The 16401-nt window shown below is 41.8% G+C and carries 15 protein-coding genes, 1 other RNA gene, 1 riboswitch and 1 other annotated feature; of the genes, 15 read left to right on the forward strand and 1 reads right to left on the reverse strand.

The annotated features are described in order from the left end of the window. Positions 1 to 3 precede the first annotated feature (3 nt). The 13 genes from dtd to CDZ88_RS02220 all read left to right on the forward strand — a co-directional run bounded on the left by dtd (position 4) and on the right by CDZ88_RS02220 (position 14543). Positions 4 to 444 (forward strand): D-aminoacyl-tRNA deacylase, encoded by a 441-nt coding sequence (gene dtd / locus CDZ88_RS02160; protein WP_100371982.1) that lies wholly within the window; start codon positions 4 to 6, stop codon positions 442 to 444. A 415-nt stretch (positions 445 to 859) separates the two neighbouring features. Beyond that, positions 860 to 2188: an ABC transporter substrate-binding protein gene (locus tag CDZ88_RS02165; protein WP_100371983.1), complete on the forward strand. Its 1329-nt coding sequence runs from the start codon at positions 860 to 862 to the stop codon at positions 2186 to 2188. Positions 2189 to 2261: 73 nt separating this feature from the next. Further along, positions 2262 to 3602 (forward strand): carbohydrate ABC transporter permease, encoded by a 1341-nt coding sequence (locus CDZ88_RS02170; protein ID WP_100371984.1) that lies wholly within the window; start codon positions 2262 to 2264, stop codon positions 3600 to 3602. A gap of 10 nt (positions 3603 to 3612) precedes the next feature. Beyond that, positions 3613 to 4434: a carbohydrate ABC transporter permease gene (locus CDZ88_RS02175; protein ID WP_100371985.1), complete on the forward strand. Its 822-nt coding sequence runs from the start codon at positions 3613 to 3615 to the stop codon at positions 4432 to 4434. 16 nt (positions 4435 to 4450) lie between these two features. Then, on the forward strand, positions 4451 to 5173 hold the full coding sequence (locus CDZ88_RS02180; protein ID WP_100371986.1) for a ThuA domain-containing protein: 723 nt from the start codon (positions 4451 to 4453) through the stop codon (positions 5171 to 5173). 20 nt (positions 5174 to 5193) lie between these two features. Then, complete coding sequence (locus CDZ88_RS02185; RefSeq protein WP_100374565.1) at positions 5194 to 6225, forward strand: Gfo/Idh/MocA family protein; 1032 nt, start codon at positions 5194 to 5196, stop codon at positions 6223 to 6225. A gap of 11 nt (positions 6226 to 6236) precedes the next feature. After that, a complete protein-coding gene (locus tag CDZ88_RS02190) occupies positions 6237 to 7268 on the forward strand; it encodes a Gfo/Idh/MocA family protein (protein ID WP_100371987.1) in 1032 nt (343 codons plus the stop codon). Next, entirely contained in the window at positions 7265 to 8233 is a 969-nt protein-coding gene (locus CDZ88_RS02195; RefSeq protein WP_100371988.1) for a sugar phosphate isomerase/epimerase family protein, read from the forward strand. The genes CDZ88_RS02190 and CDZ88_RS02195 overlap by 4 nt, the downstream gene beginning before the upstream one ends. A gap of 52 nt (positions 8234 to 8285) precedes the next feature. Beyond that, positions 8286 to 9290: a LacI family DNA-binding transcriptional regulator gene (locus CDZ88_RS02200; protein ID WP_100371989.1), complete on the forward strand. Its 1005-nt coding sequence runs from the start codon at positions 8286 to 8288 to the stop codon at positions 9288 to 9290. A 64-nt stretch (positions 9291 to 9354) separates the two neighbouring features. Continuing rightward, the gene (locus tag CDZ88_RS02205; protein ID WP_100371990.1) at positions 9355 to 9537 is read left to right on the forward strand and encodes a hypothetical protein; all 183 of its coding nucleotides are present in this window, start codon (positions 9355 to 9357) and stop codon (positions 9535 to 9537) included. Between the two features lie 59 nt (positions 9538 to 9596). Then, positions 9597 to 9828 (forward strand) — a binding site (T-box leader). Between the two features lie 99 nt (positions 9829 to 9927). Continuing rightward, complete coding sequence (hisS, locus tag CDZ88_RS02210) at positions 9928 to 11220, forward strand: histidine--tRNA ligase (RefSeq protein ID WP_100371991.1); 1293 nt, start codon at positions 9928 to 9930, stop codon at positions 11218 to 11220. After that, the gene (aspS, locus tag CDZ88_RS02215; RefSeq protein ID WP_100371992.1) at positions 11210 to 12997 is read left to right on the forward strand and encodes an aspartate--tRNA ligase; all 1788 of its coding nucleotides are present in this window, start codon (positions 11210 to 11212) and stop codon (positions 12995 to 12997) included. The genes hisS and aspS overlap by 11 nt, the downstream gene beginning before the upstream one ends. A 125-nt stretch (positions 12998 to 13122) precedes the next feature. After that, positions 13123 to 13236: riboswitch (SAM riboswitch) on the forward strand. A gap of 83 nt (positions 13237 to 13319) precedes the next feature. Continuing rightward, positions 13320 to 14543, forward strand: a complete 1224-nt coding sequence (locus CDZ88_RS02220; RefSeq protein WP_232718520.1) for a homoserine dehydrogenase — start codon at positions 13320 to 13322, stop codon at positions 14541 to 14543. A gap of 5 nt (positions 14544 to 14548) precedes the next feature. Here CDZ88_RS02220 and CDZ88_RS02225 read toward each other — a convergent pair whose 3' ends face one another. Then, positions 14549 to 14845 (reverse strand): hypothetical protein, encoded by a 297-nt coding sequence (locus CDZ88_RS02225; RefSeq protein ID WP_332849215.1) that lies wholly within the window; start codon positions 14843 to 14845, stop codon positions 14549 to 14551. A gap of 134 nt (positions 14846 to 14979) precedes the next feature. On the opposite strand from CDZ88_RS02225, the gene ssrS reads away from it, so the two are divergent. Beyond that, a non-coding RNA gene (gene ssrS, locus CDZ88_RS02230) (6S RNA) lies at positions 14980 to 15160 on the forward strand. Positions 15161 to 15358: 198 nt separating this feature from the next. Continuing rightward, a complete protein-coding gene (locus CDZ88_RS02235) occupies positions 15359 to 16120 on the forward strand; it encodes a tRNA threonylcarbamoyladenosine dehydratase (RefSeq protein ID WP_100371994.1) in 762 nt (253 codons plus the stop codon). The last annotated feature ends 281 nt before the right edge of the window (positions 16121 to 16401 follow it).

The raw sequence follows: 16401 nt of genomic DNA on the forward strand, positions 1-16401 counted from the left end.
GTTTTGCGCGTAGTCTTACAACGATCTAAACAAGCATCTGTAACCGTAGAAGGTGAAGTCGTCGGTCACATTGATGCAGGGCTCGTTCTTTTAGTTGGAATTACTCATGAAGATACAAACAAAGATGTTGAATATATAGCTGATAAAGTTATCAACTTACGAATTTTTGAAGATGAGGAAGGAAAGATGAACCACTCTCTTCTCGATCTCAAAAAAGATATTTTATCGATTTCGCAATTTACGTTATACGGTGATTGTCGAAAAGGACGCAGACCAAACTTCATGCAAGCAGCGAAACCCGATCTAGCACTTGAGCGCTATGATTATTTCAACGAAGTCTTAAGACAAAAAGGCATCCGTGTTGAAACGGGCACATTCGGTGCGATGATGGACGTTCAATTAATAAATGACGGACCCGTTACGCTTGTAGTAGAGAGTAAGTAAAGATAGACAAGAGGCTGGGACATAAACAAGGGAATTAACTGAGAATCGGAACAAGGCACAAACTTAACGAAGTATATTTCAGGTGCGGCTTATTTGCACCGCCTGTGATTTGTTCAGATTCCTGCAGGTTAAAATACTTTAGTTCTATCCTCTTTTTTTACTAATAGAAGATTCGTTTCAGTGTTGGCATGCGAAGTAAATAGGTCTATAGCCACTTAAATGGGAGTGGCTATTTTTCATTTTGTCGAAATACGTCTAAAACTTTCTCGTTAATTATCAGAAAATTCTCTTGCAAATATGGGCGAATCTATTTAGAATAATCCTTAAGAATATGAAAACGATTTCATATTCTGGTTGTTGTGACCGATTACATATGGTTCGCGACTGAAATCGATTCCATAAGGGGGAATAGAAAATGAAATTTTTTAAACGTATGGCTATGGGTACTTTTGCAGTATCAATGTCAGTGATGCTTGCAGCTTGTGGGGGCAATGAACCGACAAGTGACACACCGGCAGATCCTGAGACAGACACAGATTCAGGTGAAGAGGCAGCGGTAGATGATGATGAAGTTGTGACGATTACGTATGCTCGTGGCTTTGATGCAACAGAAGGGAACACGAAGTTAGTTGAGGCGTTTATGGAACAAAACCCAAATATCAAAGTTGAATTCCAAGAGATGCCAGCTGATACAGGTGCTCAACATGATAGTTATGTAACCGCTTTCAGTGCACAAAGCGCAGAGATTGATGTCTTTGACGTTGATGTTATCTGGCCAGCAGAATTTGCTCAAGCAAACTATGCACTAGAACTTGATCGCTTTATCGACCAAGACGGCATTGATATGGATGCGTACTTCCCAGGAACCGTTCAATCTGGAAACGTAGGTGGAAAGCAATTTGCGATGCCTAAGTTCACAGATGCAGGTTTACTTTACTATCGTAGCGATATTATTGATACGCCACCAGCAACGTGGGATGAACTGATTGAGATGGCTTCTGCTCACCAAGGAGAAGAAGGAACTCAATTTGGTTACTTAATGCAAGCAAACCAATACGAAGGCCTAGTCGTTAATGCAACAGAATTCATTGCAGCTTATGGCGGTGAAGTCATCAACGAAAATGGTGAAGTAGTAATTAATAGTCCTGAAGCGATTAAAGGGATTGAGAAGATGGCTGAAATTGCGACATCTGACTTCGTTCCTGGTGATATCTTAAGCTTCATGGAAACAGAAACAGCGAACTCATTTATTCAAGGGAACGCAGTGTTTGCTCGAAACTGGCCTTACATGCAATCTATGGCAAATGATGAAGCAAACTCTGATGTTGCAGGTAATGTTGACTTCGCTCTTTTACCAGCTGGTGATGCAGGAAGTGCTGCTGGTCTTGGTGGATGGATGACGATGATCAGCCGTTACTCAGAAAATATTGAAGCATCTTGGGAGCTTGTGAAGTTCATGACAGGTCCTGAAGGTCAAAAGATTACAGCGATGTATGGCGGAAATGCACCGACAATCGAAGCATTGTATGAAGATGCCGAAGTACAAGAGGTCTCTCCATTGTTTGCAAACGAAGAGTTTGTAAGCACGCTACAAAATGCTGTACCACGTCCGATTACACCTATTTACCCTGAGATCTCTGACATTATGCAAATCGAACTTTCAAGTGTATTAGCAGGTTCGATCACAGCTGAGGAAGCTGTTGCGAACATGGAAGAGAAGATGAACGCAGCGATTAATAACTAACAAGAGAAGATGGAGGAGACCAACGCTCCTTCATCTTTTTTAAAACTTGATCAAGAAGTAGAGGGTGGTGTCGATGGCTAAGAAGTCTCAGAATGGATCTCGCTTTAGCTTAAGTGAAACACAACTAGGGTATGCCATGGTTGCTCCGGCTTTATTATTAGTTATTTTTATTACATTATGGCCAGTGGCGATATCCTTTTATAACAGTTTATTTGATTATCGTTTAAACGATCCGACCCGTTCACAGAAAATGTTGAGTTCGACGATCGATTTAGAAGCCTATGTGAATACCTATTACTACTTAGATCGAACGTTATCTGATCTCTCAGAGGGTGATCCTGAAATAGGCTATGAACTAGAGCTCAAAGAGATTGAAGACAATGTAAGAGGATTGCACCAAGAACTTCTTAGTGATTCAAACATTGAGTCTCGATATGAAACTGTTGAAGACATGGTGATGCGTTACCAACCTGTCACAAACAATGATTTAAAATACGTGAAAATTGATAATGAACTAGCACATGATTATAAGGAGACATTGAGTGACGGAGCTGAATTTCTTGCCAGTATCCAAGGATCGATCAATGGTGGGGACGGCGAGCTTCTTATCCTAAACTCGATTAGTTATTTTGAAAATGTTAATCAAGCAGTATTGGAATCGAATTTTATTGGTTTCTCACATTATTCAAGGTACTTTCAAGACGGACGAATGTGGGCCGCTATGAGTAATACATTAGTGTTTACAGTAGCCTCTGTTGCTGCTGAACTAGTATTAGGTTTAATGATTGCTTTGTTAATTAATCGACAATTTAAAGGGCGCGGAATTGTACGTGCTGCGGTCTTAATTCCATGGGCGATCCCAACGGCGGTTGCCGCGATGATGTGGAAATACTTATATGATGGTCAGTATGGAATTGTGTCTCATTATTTTGAACAGTTAGGACTCATTTCAAGTGCATCGGTCTTACTTACAACAGGAAGTGGCGCGATGTTCTCTGTAATCTTTGCAGATGTGTGGAAGACAACACCATACATGGCCCTTTTATTACTAGCAGGTCTACAAACGATCCCGAACGCTTTGTATGAAGCAGCAAGAGTGGATGGTGCGAATAAGATTCAAATCTTCTTTAAAGTGACATTACCACTGTTAAAGTCTGCGATATTAGTCGCCTTGTTATTTAGAACATTGGATGCGTTCCGAGTGTTTGACCTGATCTATGTATTAACAGGTGGAGGACCAGCGAACTCAACAGAATCGATTTCGATTTATGCCTACAAAACGTTGTTTGCACAGCAAAACTTCGGAGCCGGGTCTGCGTTATCGGTGATTGTATTCTTAGCTGTGGCACTCATTAGCTTCTTGTTTATCAAATTGATCGGTTCGGAATTATTCGATGGCCGAACGAAAAGGTAGGTGAACCAGGATGAATAAAAAAGCGGGATTAGGATTTTATATCTTTTTAGCTCTCTTTATCACTCTTGTCATGTTCCCATTTTTATGGGTGTTCTTGACATCGATCAAACCACCAAGAGAAATTTTTGCATCCTTCTCATGGTTCTCTTCGAACCCGACACTCGATTCCTATCGATCGGCACTAGAGACGAGGCCATTGATTCGGTATATGTGGAATAGTATTGTTGTGGCTTCCTTAACAACGGTCATTGCGATTGGCTTTGCATCACTAGCAGCCTACGCCTTAACGAGATTGCCGATTCGCTTTAAAGGGTTAATTTTAGGAACGGTTTTAGCAGCGGCGATGTTTCCACAAATCGCGATTATCTCACCAATCTATAACATTATTACTGGGCTAGGCTTACGTAATAGTTATTTCGGTTTAGTCATTCCATATATTACTATTAGTTTGCCGCTTGCGATTTGGATTTTGTCCACCTTCTTCCAAAAGATTCCTTTTGAATTAGAGGAATCGGCCAAGTTAGACGGTGCGACACCATTTCAGACTTTCCGAAAAATTATTTTTCCGTTGGCGGCACCTGGCGTGTTTACAACAGCAATTCTCGTCTTCATTGCTTCTTGGAATGAGTATTTATTCGCCTTAACGATTAATACTAGTGATGAATGGCGTACAGTTCCAGTTGGGATCTCGATGTACCAAAGTCAATACAGTGTACCTTGGGGAGATATTTCAGCTGCAACGGTTTTAGTGACGATACCAATTGTCATTATCGTTCTATTGTTCCAACGAAGAATTGTCTCAGGACTTACATCTGGATCAGTTAAAGAATAGGGAGGAATATTAAAATATGAATATTACAGTATGGAACGAAAATGTCCATGAACAACAAAATGAAAAAGTACGTGAGGTGTACCCTGAAGGGATTCATCAAGCGTTAGCTTCTATCTTCAAAAATTCAGAGCATAACGTTCGAACAGCGACTTTACAAGAGCCTGAGCATGGGTTGTCTAAGGAAGTGCTAGAGAAGACGGATGTTCTATTATGGTGGGGGCATGTGGCACACGATGAAGTGGAAGATCACGTCGTACAGGCCGTCTGTGATCGAGTTCAAGCAGGTATGGGGCTAATCGTTCTTCACTCAGGGCATTTTTCCAAAGTGTTTAAAAAGTTAATGGGGACGTCATGTGACCTGAAATGGCGAGAAGTTGGAGAAAAAGAACGACTATGGGTTGTGGAGCCTAGCCATCCAATTGTTGCTGGTATCGATTCCCATATAGTAATTGAAGAAGAGGAGATGTACGGGGAGCATTTCGATATCCCGACGCCAGAAGAGTTAGTGTTTATTAGTTGGTTTGAAGGTGGAGAAGTGTTTCGTAGCGGATGCACATACAGAAGAGGACTAGGAAAGGTGTTCTACTTTAGACCAGGTCACGAAACGTTCCCAACCTATTACAATGAACAAATTCGTCGAGTAATCGAAAACGCGGTCAACTGGGCAGAACCAGTGAAACGTGAAGGGCCTACGTATGGAAATGCACAACCATTAGAAGAAATTAAAGCGAAGAACTAGGAGGAATAAAGATGACAGAGATGAAACGATTAAAAGTAGCAGTCATTGGATGCGGGAGTATTGCTACTAATCGTCACTTACCAGAGTATCATCAAAATGAGAATGTTGAGATTGTCGCTGTATGTGATGTAGTGGAAGAACGAGCGCAAAAAACAGCTCATCAATACGAGGCAAAAGCATACACATCCTATGAAGAATTATTTGCAAAAGAATCGATCGATCTCGTTAGTGTATGTACACCCAACTATCTTCACGCAAAGATCTCGGTGGCAGCCTTATCGGCAGGACTTCACGTATTATGTGAAAAACCAATGGCCACATCAAAAGAAGAGTGCGACGCCATGATTGAAGCAGCGAAGGAATCAGGAAAAAAGCTAATGATTGCTCACAACCAACGCTTTGTTGCATCTCATCAAAAAGCGCGTGATCTCATCGCTTCAGGAGAAGTTGGTAAAATTTATAGTTTTAGAACGGCCTTTGGTCATGCAGGTCCAGAAACATGGAGTGCTGACGGAAAGGAAAGTTGGTTCTTTAAAAAGGATGAAGCGTTTATTGGAGCGATGGGCGATCTAGGTGTACATAAATCCGATTTGCTCCGTTATATTTTAGGTGAAGAAGTGACAGAAGTCTCAGCTTTTGTGACAACAAGCGCGAAAGAAAATGCATCGGTTGATGATAGTGCCGTGGCAATTTTGAAAACGGAATCAGGCACAATTGGAACATTGGCCGCTAGTTGGTCCTATGTGGCAAAAGAAGATAATTCTACGATCATATATGGTGAAAAAGCGATCTTACGCTTAGAAGATGATCCTGTGCATTCGTTGGTAGTCGAGTACAAAACAGGAGAGATCGTTCGCTATGAGTTAGGGCAAATTCAATCCAATGATGAGGGTGGACAATCGAATTCTCATGTCATTGATCACTTTGTTCAAGCCATTTTACGTAACGATGAACCGCTCATTACAGGAATAGAAGGAAAGCGCTCATTAGATATTATTCTCGGTGCTATGGAAGCTAGCGAAACAGGTCGAACGATACGTTTAGAGAAGTAGGAGTGGATCTCATGGAAAGATTACGAGTCGGGATAGTTGGTGTTGGTGGGATTGCTACATCCCGCCACATCCCTGCTTTTTTAGCGATTCCGGACATGGTTGATGTTGTGGCAGTGTTTGATCAACAATTGGAGCGAGCTGTGATTGTGGCAGAGGAGCTCGGCATCCCATTCGTTGCTAAAAAGTATGAAGAACTTCTTGATGCGGTTGATGCGGTTGTCATTTGTACACCGAATCGCTTTCACTCAGAGCTTGCGGTGACAGCGCTTAGTGCAGGCTGTCATGTGTTATGTGAAAAGCCAATGGCAACAAGCGTAGAAGAATGTAAAAGAATGCTCGAGGCGGCGAATCAAGCAAATAAAAAATTGATGATCGCTTATCATTATCGTTTTATGAAAGAAGCCCAAGCGGCGAAACGTCTGATCGATGCGGGGGAAGTTGGCATGCCGCTTGTCATTCGTGTGCAAGCTCTTCGTCGTAGAAAAGTACCTGGTTGGGGTGTGTTTACAAATCATTCTCTTCAAGGTGGCGGATGCTTGATGGATTATGGCTGCCATTTGCTTGATTTGGCCTTATGGTTAACGGGACATGAAGAAATAGAGTCAATCACAGGACGTACATATGAAGAAATTAGTCGAAACCCTAATGAGATCAATGAATGGGGTAGTTATGATACAGAAAAAATAGATGTCGAAGATCATGCGACCGCCTACATCACCTTCAAAAATGGAGCTAGTCTATTATTTGAAACATCTTGGGCGGCAAATATTGAAGCAGATAAAGAGACCTTAAGTATTTCTGGAACGTCTGGTGGTCTAGATGTCTTCCCGCTTGCTCTTAATCAGTCGAAACATGGGATGCTTCAAACGATGAAACCAGATTATATTGAAGGGGCAGATGATCCAAGTGTTCCTCAAGCGACAAATTTTGTGAAAAGCGCGTTAGGTTTAGAGCCATTGTTAGTTGAGCCTGAACAAGCGATGGAAGTCAATCGAATCATTGAGGCAATCTATTCTCAAAGTGGAAAGAGGGAAAACCAATGAAACTAGGATTATTTACTGTTTTATTTGCACAAAAGTCTTTTACAGAGATGCTTGATTATGTGAAAAAAGCAGGAATTGAAGCGGTTGAAATCGGCACAGGAGCCTACCCGGGCGAAGCTCATTGCCCACGTCGTGAATTGTTACAAGATGCGGAGAAGCGTAAGCGTTATTTAGATGAAATTGAGTCAAGAGACCTTGAGCTTGAGTCATTCAGCTGTCACGGTAACCCGATTAGTCCAGATGCAGCTTTCCGTCAAGAAAGTGATGAAGCCTTATTTGAAACAATTGAGTTAGCTTCAAAAATGAATGTCGGCATTGTCAACTGTTTCTCAGGAACTGCTGGTGATCATGAGGGGGCGAAATACCCGAACTGGCCAGTTGCTCCGTGGCCGAATGAATATGGTGATGTATTGAAGTGGCAATGGGAAGAAAAGCTGATCCCATATTGGAAAAAAGCAGCAGCTTATGCCGATGATCATGGCGTGAAACTCGCATTAGAATTGCATGGAGGCTTTCTTGTCCACACCCCACATACACTTTTAACGTTACGAGAAGAAACATCTAAAGCGATTGGAGCGAATTTAGATCCGAGTCATCTTTGGTGGCAAGGAATTGACCCAGTTGCTGCGATAAAAATCTTGGGAAGAGAAGAGGCGATTCATCATTTCCATGCTAAAGATACATTTATCGATCAAGAACAAGTCAATCGCTACGGTTTAACAGATATGCAGCCTTACGGAAATATTCAAACGCGTGCGTGGAATTTCCGCTCAGTTGGTTGTGGTCATTCGATTCAAGAGTGGACAGAGATGATGAGCGCTCTTCGTACATTTGGTTATGATGGGGCGATCAGCATTGAGCATGAAGATCCTTTGTTATCGATTGAAGAAGGGTTCCAGACAGCTGTTCGCAATTTGAATCCGTTGTTATTAAGAGAAGCACCAGGAGACATGTGGTGGGCGTAGCAAGGAAATAAACGGGATCATCGCTAGGGTATGATTCCATTAGGTGATGGATATGGCAACGATTAAAGAAGTCGCGAAGTTAGCTGGGTTATCAAGAACGACGGTTTCGCGTGTGATGAATAATCATCCGTATGTATCCGATGAAAAAAGAGAACAAGTATTAGATGCGATGACTCAACTTGGGTATGTCCCAAATAGTTCAGCAAGACGTTTGCGAAAAAACCGAACAGAGACGATTGCTGTCCTGATCTCACGTGTCGTCAACCCCTTTTTCAGTAAGCTTGTCGATGAGATGGAACGGATCGCAGCAGAGCATGGGTATCAAGTGATCTTGTGCAACACAAGGCAAGACAAAGATAAGGAACGAAATTACTTAGAATTATTACGAACGAAACAAGTCGATGGAGTGATCCTCGCTTCGATTGAGAATGAGTGGGATGTAATTGAGCCGTATACTGAATATGGGCCGATCATTTGCTGTAATGAGTATCGAGAAGGTATCGCGGTCCCGTCGATTAGACTTGATCAAATCAAAGCAGGAGCTCTTGCGACGAATCACCTTATTGAACTTGGTCACTCTCGCGTTGTCTACATTGGGGGAAGTCAAGATAGTCCACTCTCTGAGGACAGAAGGAGAGGGTATGAACAAGCCTTAACGAGCGCGGGTATCAATATTGTCAAAGACTACATTATTCATGATGTGTACGGCATTGAAGATGGGCAATTGATTTGTGAGCGACTGTTAGATTTGAAACCTCGGCCTACAGCGGTATTTGCAGGCAGTGATGAAGTAGCGGTTGGATTAATGAATGCCCTGCTTGAAAGGGGCTTACGTATTCCAGAGGATTTTGCTGTTGTCGGTTTTGACAATCAACCCATCGCAGAAATCATATCGCCTAAATTAACGACGATTGAGCAGCCGATTAACCAATTAAGTCATATGGCGATGACAAGAATGCTTCATGCCCTTCAAACAACACAAAAGTTGTCGCCAAGCATTGAGTTTTTGTCGCATCAATTGATCATTAGGCAATCAACGACTGGAAAAAAAAATTAAAAGAATGAAAGTTTTTCGTTGTTTTTGGTCATCCTAAAGAGGAGATCAGAAACGAGGAAGGACGATGACTATGCGTTCGGGAATGAGGCAACAATTAATCCATCAACAATCAGATCAAATGTTTCACGTTGATTTTCATCAATTTGTGGAACGTGAGGGGAATCAAACGAACTTAGAGCTTGCCTCAGAATTTGGGTTGTCTTTAAGAGATGTTAAAGCTTTAAAGCAGAAGCTCGGCCGAAACTAGCCTATTGACAGGTGAAGATTTCATTCGTATAGTAGTAAACAAACCAATTATAAATTTCTATTATTCCGTTGACGAGGCATAGTAGTCGAGGTAACAGATTGATCAGAGAGGAGAGGTCGTGGCTGAGAGCCCTCCCAATTTGTCTTGATGAATGAACACCTTTGAGGATTTTCTCTGAACGCATTGTTTAGTAGGAGATGACGTATACAGGCGTTAACTGTTGAAAAGTGGAAGCATGAGTGTATGCTTCAATTAGGGTGGCACCACGGGTATATAACTCTCGTCCCTGATGTATTAAACATCAGAGACGGGAGTTTTTTTGTGTTTTATCTTAGTGCCATTTTTTTACTTTTTATTTAAAGATGATAAATGAGAGCAGGAGGATGTTTGATGAGTATTCAAATTCCACGCGGTACGCAAGATTTATTACCAGGTGAAATTGAAATTTGGCAGTATATCGAAAAAAAGGCTGAAGAAATTTGCAGCCGTTACAACTATCAAGAAATTCGCACCCCAATTTTTGAGCATACAGATGTGTTTGCACGAGGTGTGGGAGAAACAACCGATATCGTTCAAAAAGAAATGTATACATTTACTGATCGTGGCGAGCGAAGTCTTACACTACGCCCAGAAGGAACAGCTGGTGTTGTTCGCTCATTTGTTGGCAATAAGCTTTACGGATCGGCCAATCAACCAACGAAGTTATTTTACACAGGCCCTATGTTCCGATATGAGCGTCCCCAAGCAGGTCGCATGCGCCAGTTCGTTCAGTTTGGCGTTGAAGCATTAGGGAGTAAAGATCCAGCAATCGATGCGGAAGTATTGGGACTTGTAATGAGTATTTATTATGAGCTTGGACTAACAGATATTAAGCTGGTGTTAAACAGCTTAGGAGATAAAGAAAGCCGGGATGCCCATCGTGAAGCGTTAATTAAGCATTTTAAACCGAACATCGAAGAATTTTGTTCAGATTGTCAGAACCGTCTAGACAAGAATCCATTGCGTATTCTTGATTGTAAGAAGGACCGGGAACATCCATTAATGGCAACGGCCCCTTCGATTCATGACTACTACACAGAAGAGTCTGCTGCATACTTTGAACAAGTCAAAGCTCATTTAGATCAAATGGACCTGCCATATGTGATTGACCCAACGCTCGTGCGCGGTCTTGATTACTACAACCATACGGCATTTGAAGTGATGGCAGAAGGTGAAGGGTTTGGAGCAATTACGACATTATGTGGCGGCGGTCGTTACAATGGACTTGTTCAGGAATTTGGTGGGCCAGAAACTCCTGGTATTGGCTTTGCATTTAGTATTGAGCGACTAATCATGGCATTAAAAGCACAAGGGAAAGTGCCAGAACTAGGCAATCAACTGGACTGTTTTGTCGTGACACTAGGCGAGAAGGCGAAAGAAAAATCTGTCGAATTGTTATATCAATTACGCCAAGCAGGATTGAAAGCAGATAAAGATTACTTAGATAAAAAGATGAAAGCTCAATTTAAAGCAGCAGATCGTTTAAATGTTCGGTACACAGCGATTCTTGGAGACAATGAGCTTGAAGAAAACCGTATTAACGTGAAAAACATGGAAACTGGTGAGCAAGTCGAGATCGCACTCGATTCATTTATCACATATATGAAAGAGCAAGCAAAGGGAGGCAAATTAGATGATAGGTAGAACACATCATTGTGGCGAATTAAAGAAAGATCAAGTAGGGGAAGTGGTCCAACTAAAAGGGTGGGTGCAAAAGCGTCGTGACTTAGGAAATGTGATTTTCCTAGATTTACGTGACCGCTCAGGCATTGTGCAAGTGGTATTTAGTCAAGAAGTAGATAAAGAGGCTCTAGAAGCGGCTGAGCGCGTTCGTAATGAATATGTACTTGAAGTCGAAGGAACCGTCGTAGCCCGTGAAGAACGCACAGTAAATGATAAGCTTCCAACAGGAGAAATCGAAATTCACGTTCATAAAATGGCGGTGTTAAATGCGTCAAAATCGCTACCGTTCCAAATCGAAGCAGACACAGATGCATCAGAGGATGTTCGCTTGCGTTACCGTTATTTAGACCTACGTCGCCCTGATATGCAAGAAATCTTTAAGTTACGTCATCAAACAACGAAGTTAATTCGAAACTTCTTAGATGACGAGACGTTCATTGAAATTGAAACACCAATGTTGACAAAGAGTACACCAGAAGGCGCACGTGATTATCTTGTGCCAAGTCGTGTTCACCACGGTGAATTTTATGCCTTACCGCAGTCGCCGCAGATCTTTAAACAGCTACTAATGGTATCTGGCTTTGAACGTTACTATCAAGTGGTTCGTTGTTTCCGTGATGAGGATTTACGTGCGGATCGTCAACCAGAGTTTACTCAAATTGATATTGAGACTTCATTTATGGACAAAGAAGACCTTCTTGCTATGACGGAAAAAATGATGGCGAAAGTTTTAAAGGAAACAAAAGGTGTTGATGTTTCTCTACCAATGCCACGCCTAACGTATGATGAGGCAATGAATCGTTACGGTTCTGATAAGCCAGACACTCGTTTTGAGATGGAACTTGTCGAGCTATCTGATGTTGTGAAGGATTCAAGTTTCAAAGTATTTACAGGTGCGATTAATAGCGGTGGAATTGTTAAAGGCTTGAACTTAAAAGGTGGTGCAAGCAAAATGTCTCGTAAAGAGATTGATGCCTTAACAGATTTTGTTAAGCCTTATGGTGCCAAAGGTCTTGCTTGGTTAAAAGTTGAAGCTGAGGGTCTTAAAGGACCAGTTGCTAAGTTCTTTGAAGGCGAGCAAGCAGAGCAACTCCTTGCAACAATGAACGGAGAAAAAGGAGATTTACTTTTCTTTGCAGCGGATAAGAAGCAAGTAGTGTTTGATAGCTTAGGTGCGCTTCGACTGAAATTTGGTAAAGAATTTGACCTGATTAATAAAGATGCTTATAACTTCCTATGGGTTGTTGATTTCCCGCTTGTTGAGTACGATGAGAACGCTAAACGCTTTGTCGCACTTCACCATCCGTTCACAAGCCCGAAAAAAACGGATCGTGACCTTTTAGCGACAGATCCAGCAGCTGTTCGTGCAGAAGCGTATGACCTTGTATTAAATGGATATGAGCTTGGTGGCGGATCGCAACGTATTTATGAGCGTGAAATCCAAGAGCATATGTTCAGAGCTTTAGGATTTACTGAAGAAGAAGCAAAAGAACAATTCGGTTTCTTGCTTGAAGCGTTTGAGTATGGCACACCACCACATGGAGGGATTGCCCTAGGTCTTGACCGTTTAGTAATGTTACTAGCAGGACGTTCGAACTTACGTGATACAATTGCTTTCCCTAAGACAGCAAGTGCAAGCTGCTTACTAACAAACGCACCAAGTGAAGTAAGTTTGGATCAACTAATTGACCTGAACTTATCAATCATCGGCAAAAAAACAGATAAAGTAAAAGCTTAATTACTTTATAATTGATCCCCTTTCTAGGTTGAACTAGAAAGGGAATTTTTTATTGACTTCCAACTATAGGGTGGTATAATTACGCTTAATAGAAAATTCGAATAAATGAGAAAAAAATATACTCATCCTTATCAAGAGTGGTGGAGGGACTGACCCTATGAAACCCGGCAACCGGTTTGTATGCCATACAAACAAAGGTGCTACGTTCAGCAGAATGCGTGCATTCTGACAGATAAGGAAAGGCGGAAACCTTTCCTTAGTGAAAGGTTTTTTTCGTTTATAGATGATGGTTCAATCAAATAGATCAGGTGTTGAAAGGGGTATGAGTGACATGTTAAAAGTGGGCGTCCTCGGATTTGGAACAGTTGGTAGCGGTGTGTATGAACGGTTAGAGAAAAGTAGAAGTGTCATCGAGCGACAATTGGGAGAACCATTTGAAGTTGTGGCGATTTTAGTGAAAGACCGGCAAAAGGATCGTGTAAAAACAGACAATGCTCTGATTACGACAGAGTGGCTAGAGTTTTTGCGACATGCCGAGTATGATATTGTCTTTGAAGCCATCGGAGGAGTAGATCCTGCTTTCTCGTACACAAAATCATTGCTCCAAAAAGGGGTACCCGTAATCACAGCCAATAAGAAGCTCGTTGCGATAAAAGGAAAGCACTTAGAGGAGCTCGCACGTGACACTCAAACTTTTTATGGATACGAGGCAGCAGTAGCTGGTGCGATTCCGATTGTTAATGCACTGAGAGGAACGTTGGCAACAACATCGATTCACCGTGTGACAGGGATTTTAAATGGAACAACTAATTATATGTTGACAGAGATGATTACGAAAAATCGTAGTTTCGCCGATGTACTGCTAGAAGCGCAGCAACTAGGGTATGCAGAAAGTGATCCAACAGACGACATTGAAAGTTATGATGCATGGTATAAACTCGCTATTTTAAGTAGATTATGCTTTGGAAAATGGGTTCAGTTAACTGATTTTTCTCGGATTGGTGTGACCTCGATTGAGAAATGGCATGTCGATGTCGCGAATGAAATCGGGTGCCAGGTGAAGCTAGTAGGTGATGCAGCGGTTGATGGAAATGAAATAATCGGGAGTGTGTCGCCAGCGTTTATTAGCAATCAAGAACGACTAGCCTCGATTCATGGAGTGACAAACGGCATTGTGCTTTACGGCGAGGACATTGGTGAATTGTCATTCATCGGACCAGGAGCAGGAGGCGCGGCTACAGCGAATAGTATGGTCGAAGATTTTCTTTTCCATAGCAACTATCAAGCTGATCGAGCGGTTGTCGAGACGAAGGAACAGCCCGCTCTAGTAGAAGAATGTCTTGTTTTCGTTAATCAAGCAAGTTACGGAACTTGTCTTCACTGGGCCGAGAACAACGGCGTAAACATTATCGAGGCTGTATCTCATGAGGAAGGGGAAGCATGGGTTGTTCGCGATGCACCCGTTCACTTGTTAGAACAGCCTGTCTATCGCTTTCTTGATCAAACAAGACAGAGTGTCACCTCTAAAAATGTTGAGGTCTTATAAGGAAGTTATGCGCGAATCAAGTTTCGATAGGCGTCAATTAACTCCGTTGGCTCTGTTTTAATATAGTAAGTTCTTACTCCGCGACTTGTATGTAGGTATAAGAAGCCCATGGCATCTTTTTCTGGTTTTTTACGGTAGGAGATGTCGAAGATTGAATCTATTGGGTAGTGATCGTTTTTCACTGATAATTGTTCAGTAGTTAACACCATGTCAAATTGAGTTTCAACAATGCGTTTTTCGGTCCAACCAATCTCTTGGCTTATTTCAATGCATGGCTGGGTAGCGAGTACTTTCTTCATCATTAGTGAAGCCTCCTTAAACGAACTAAACCTACCCTACCATAAGTCAGATAAAAGAACAAAAACACATTAACAGAAAATTCGAAAAAGTTATTGCGCGTGGATTAAAGCTATGTTAAACTAATCTTAATAAGATAAGAATCCTGCAATGTACGTAAACGCTAAGTGTTTTGAGCCAACACTTTAAAAATGGGAGCATCGGTTGCTTACTTCATTACAAGCCATGAAAGCTAGTGGACATAAGAGAGCGAGTACAGTGCACCCCCCTGTTCATACAGGTTCAAGCCTTACGTCAGATACGGCATAGGTGGGATTTTTATCCTACATACGATGGAAGTTGCTGCAAGGTCCACCTGGATCTATCAGCAACTTTTTTTGTATTTAACCGAAAAAGGGTTTAGACTTTTTGGATTCGCTATGATATATTCATATCCGACAATAGATACCCTTTTAGTCTGTTAGATTGTGGGTATACTAAATAAAACAAAGACCTCTGCTTGAAAGGAGATTTCACCTATGTTGCACCAATTTTCACGTAATGAATTAGCGATTGGGCATGATGGACTCGATCAATTAAAAAATAGCACTGTAGCGGTACTTGGTATCGGTGGCGTTGGTTCGTTTTCTGCTGAAGCACTTGCTCGTTCTGGTGTTGGTCGTCTGGTTCTTGTTGATAAAGATGATGTGGATATTACCAATGTGAATCGCCAAATCCATGCTTTACTGTCAACGGTTGGACGTCAAAAAGTTGAATTGATGAAAGAGCGAATTGCTGACATTAATCCAGATTGCGAAGTCATCGCTCTAAAAATGTTTTACACAGAAGAGACATATGAGCAATTTTTCGAATATGGACTTGATTATGTAATTGATGCTAGTGACACGATTTCATACAAGATTCATTTAATGAAGCAATGCTTAGAGAGAAAGATTCCAATCATCTCTAGCATGGGAGCAGCGAATAAAATGGACCCAACACGCCTTCGCATCACGGACATTTCAAAGACAAGCTATGACCCGTTGGCAAAAGTGATCCGTACACGTCTTCGTAAAGAAGGCATTAAAAAAGGGATTGAAGTTGTCTTCTCTGATGAGCAGCCGATTAAAATTCGCGAAGATATCCGCAAAGAAATCGTTCCACAGCAAGCAGAAGAAGGAAAGATTCGCAAAGCAAAAATGCCACCTTCCTCTAATGCCTTTGTTCCATCTGTTGCAGGGTTAATTATGGCAGGGCATGTTGTAACAAAGCTTTTAGATGGAATTCAAATCAACAGATAACGAAAACCCCTCACTTCTAGATGTGTGAGGGGCTATTTTTATGACTTCGCGTAGCTTGATGGGGAGATTTCGCGCGAAAGATTAGCATATTCGCGCAAAACAAGCCAATTTCCGCGCAAGTTCAGTAAGAATATGGTTAATTAGTAAAATAACTCCTTTTTATACGCCGCTAACCGAGCCCCTTCGCTTTTCGTGTCTAGCTGTGGTTGCCAGAGGCTCGTGGACAAATAACCTGCCAGATATAAAAGCCAAAAGCGCTTTTAATCTGCCAGAACATTTGC

The sequence above is a fragment of the Bacillus sp. FJAT-45037 genome, assembly GCF_002797325.1.
GTDB lineage: Bacteria > Bacillota > Bacilli > Bacillales > Bacillaceae_D > Alkalihalophilus.

What these genes read in the sequence shown, in the direction of transcription:
- CDZ88_RS02165 (WP_100371983.1), top strand. Translation starts at nt 860, where the DNA reads ATGAAATTTTTTAAACGTATGGCTATGGGTACTTTTGCAGTATCAATG.
- CDZ88_RS02170 (WP_100371984.1), top strand. Translation starts at nt 2,262, where the DNA reads ATGGCTAAGAAGTCTCAGAATGGATCTCGCTTTAGCTTAAGTGAAACA.
- CDZ88_RS02175 (WP_100371985.1), top strand. Translation starts at nt 3,613, where the DNA reads ATGAATAAAAAAGCGGGATTAGGATTTTATATCTTTTTAGCTCTCTTT.
- CDZ88_RS02180 (WP_100371986.1), top strand. Translation starts at nt 4,451, where the DNA reads ATGAATATTACAGTATGGAACGAAAATGTCCATGAACAACAAAATGAA.
- CDZ88_RS02185 (WP_100374565.1), top strand. Translation starts at nt 5,194, where the DNA reads ATGAAACGATTAAAAGTAGCAGTCATTGGATGCGGGAGTATTGCTACT.
- CDZ88_RS02190 (WP_100371987.1), top strand. Translation starts at nt 6,237, where the DNA reads ATGGAAAGATTACGAGTCGGGATAGTTGGTGTTGGTGGGATTGCTACA.
- CDZ88_RS02195 (WP_100371988.1), top strand. Translation starts at nt 7,265, where the DNA reads ATGAAACTAGGATTATTTACTGTTTTATTTGCACAAAAGTCTTTTACA.
- CDZ88_RS02200 (WP_100371989.1), top strand. Translation starts at nt 8,286, where the DNA reads ATGGCAACGATTAAAGAAGTCGCGAAGTTAGCTGGGTTATCAAGAACG.
- CDZ88_RS02205 (WP_100371990.1), top strand. Translation starts at nt 9,355, where the DNA reads ATGACTATGCGTTCGGGAATGAGGCAACAATTAATCCATCAACAATCA.
- hisS (WP_100371991.1), top strand. Translation starts at nt 9,928, where the DNA reads ATGAGTATTCAAATTCCACGCGGTACGCAAGATTTATTACCAGGTGAA.
- aspS (WP_100371992.1), top strand. Translation starts at nt 11,210, where the DNA reads ATGATAGGTAGAACACATCATTGTGGCGAATTAAAGAAAGATCAAGTA.
- CDZ88_RS02220 (WP_232718520.1), top strand. Translation starts at nt 13,320, where the DNA reads ATGAGTGACATGTTAAAAGTGGGCGTCCTCGGATTTGGAACAGTTGGT.
- CDZ88_RS02225 (WP_332849215.1), bottom strand. Translation starts at nt 14,845, where the DNA reads ATGATGAAGAAAGTACTCGCTACCCAGCCATGCATTGAAATAAGCCAA.
- CDZ88_RS02235 (WP_100371994.1), top strand. Translation starts at nt 15,359, where the DNA reads ATGTTGCACCAATTTTCACGTAATGAATTAGCGATTGGGCATGATGGA.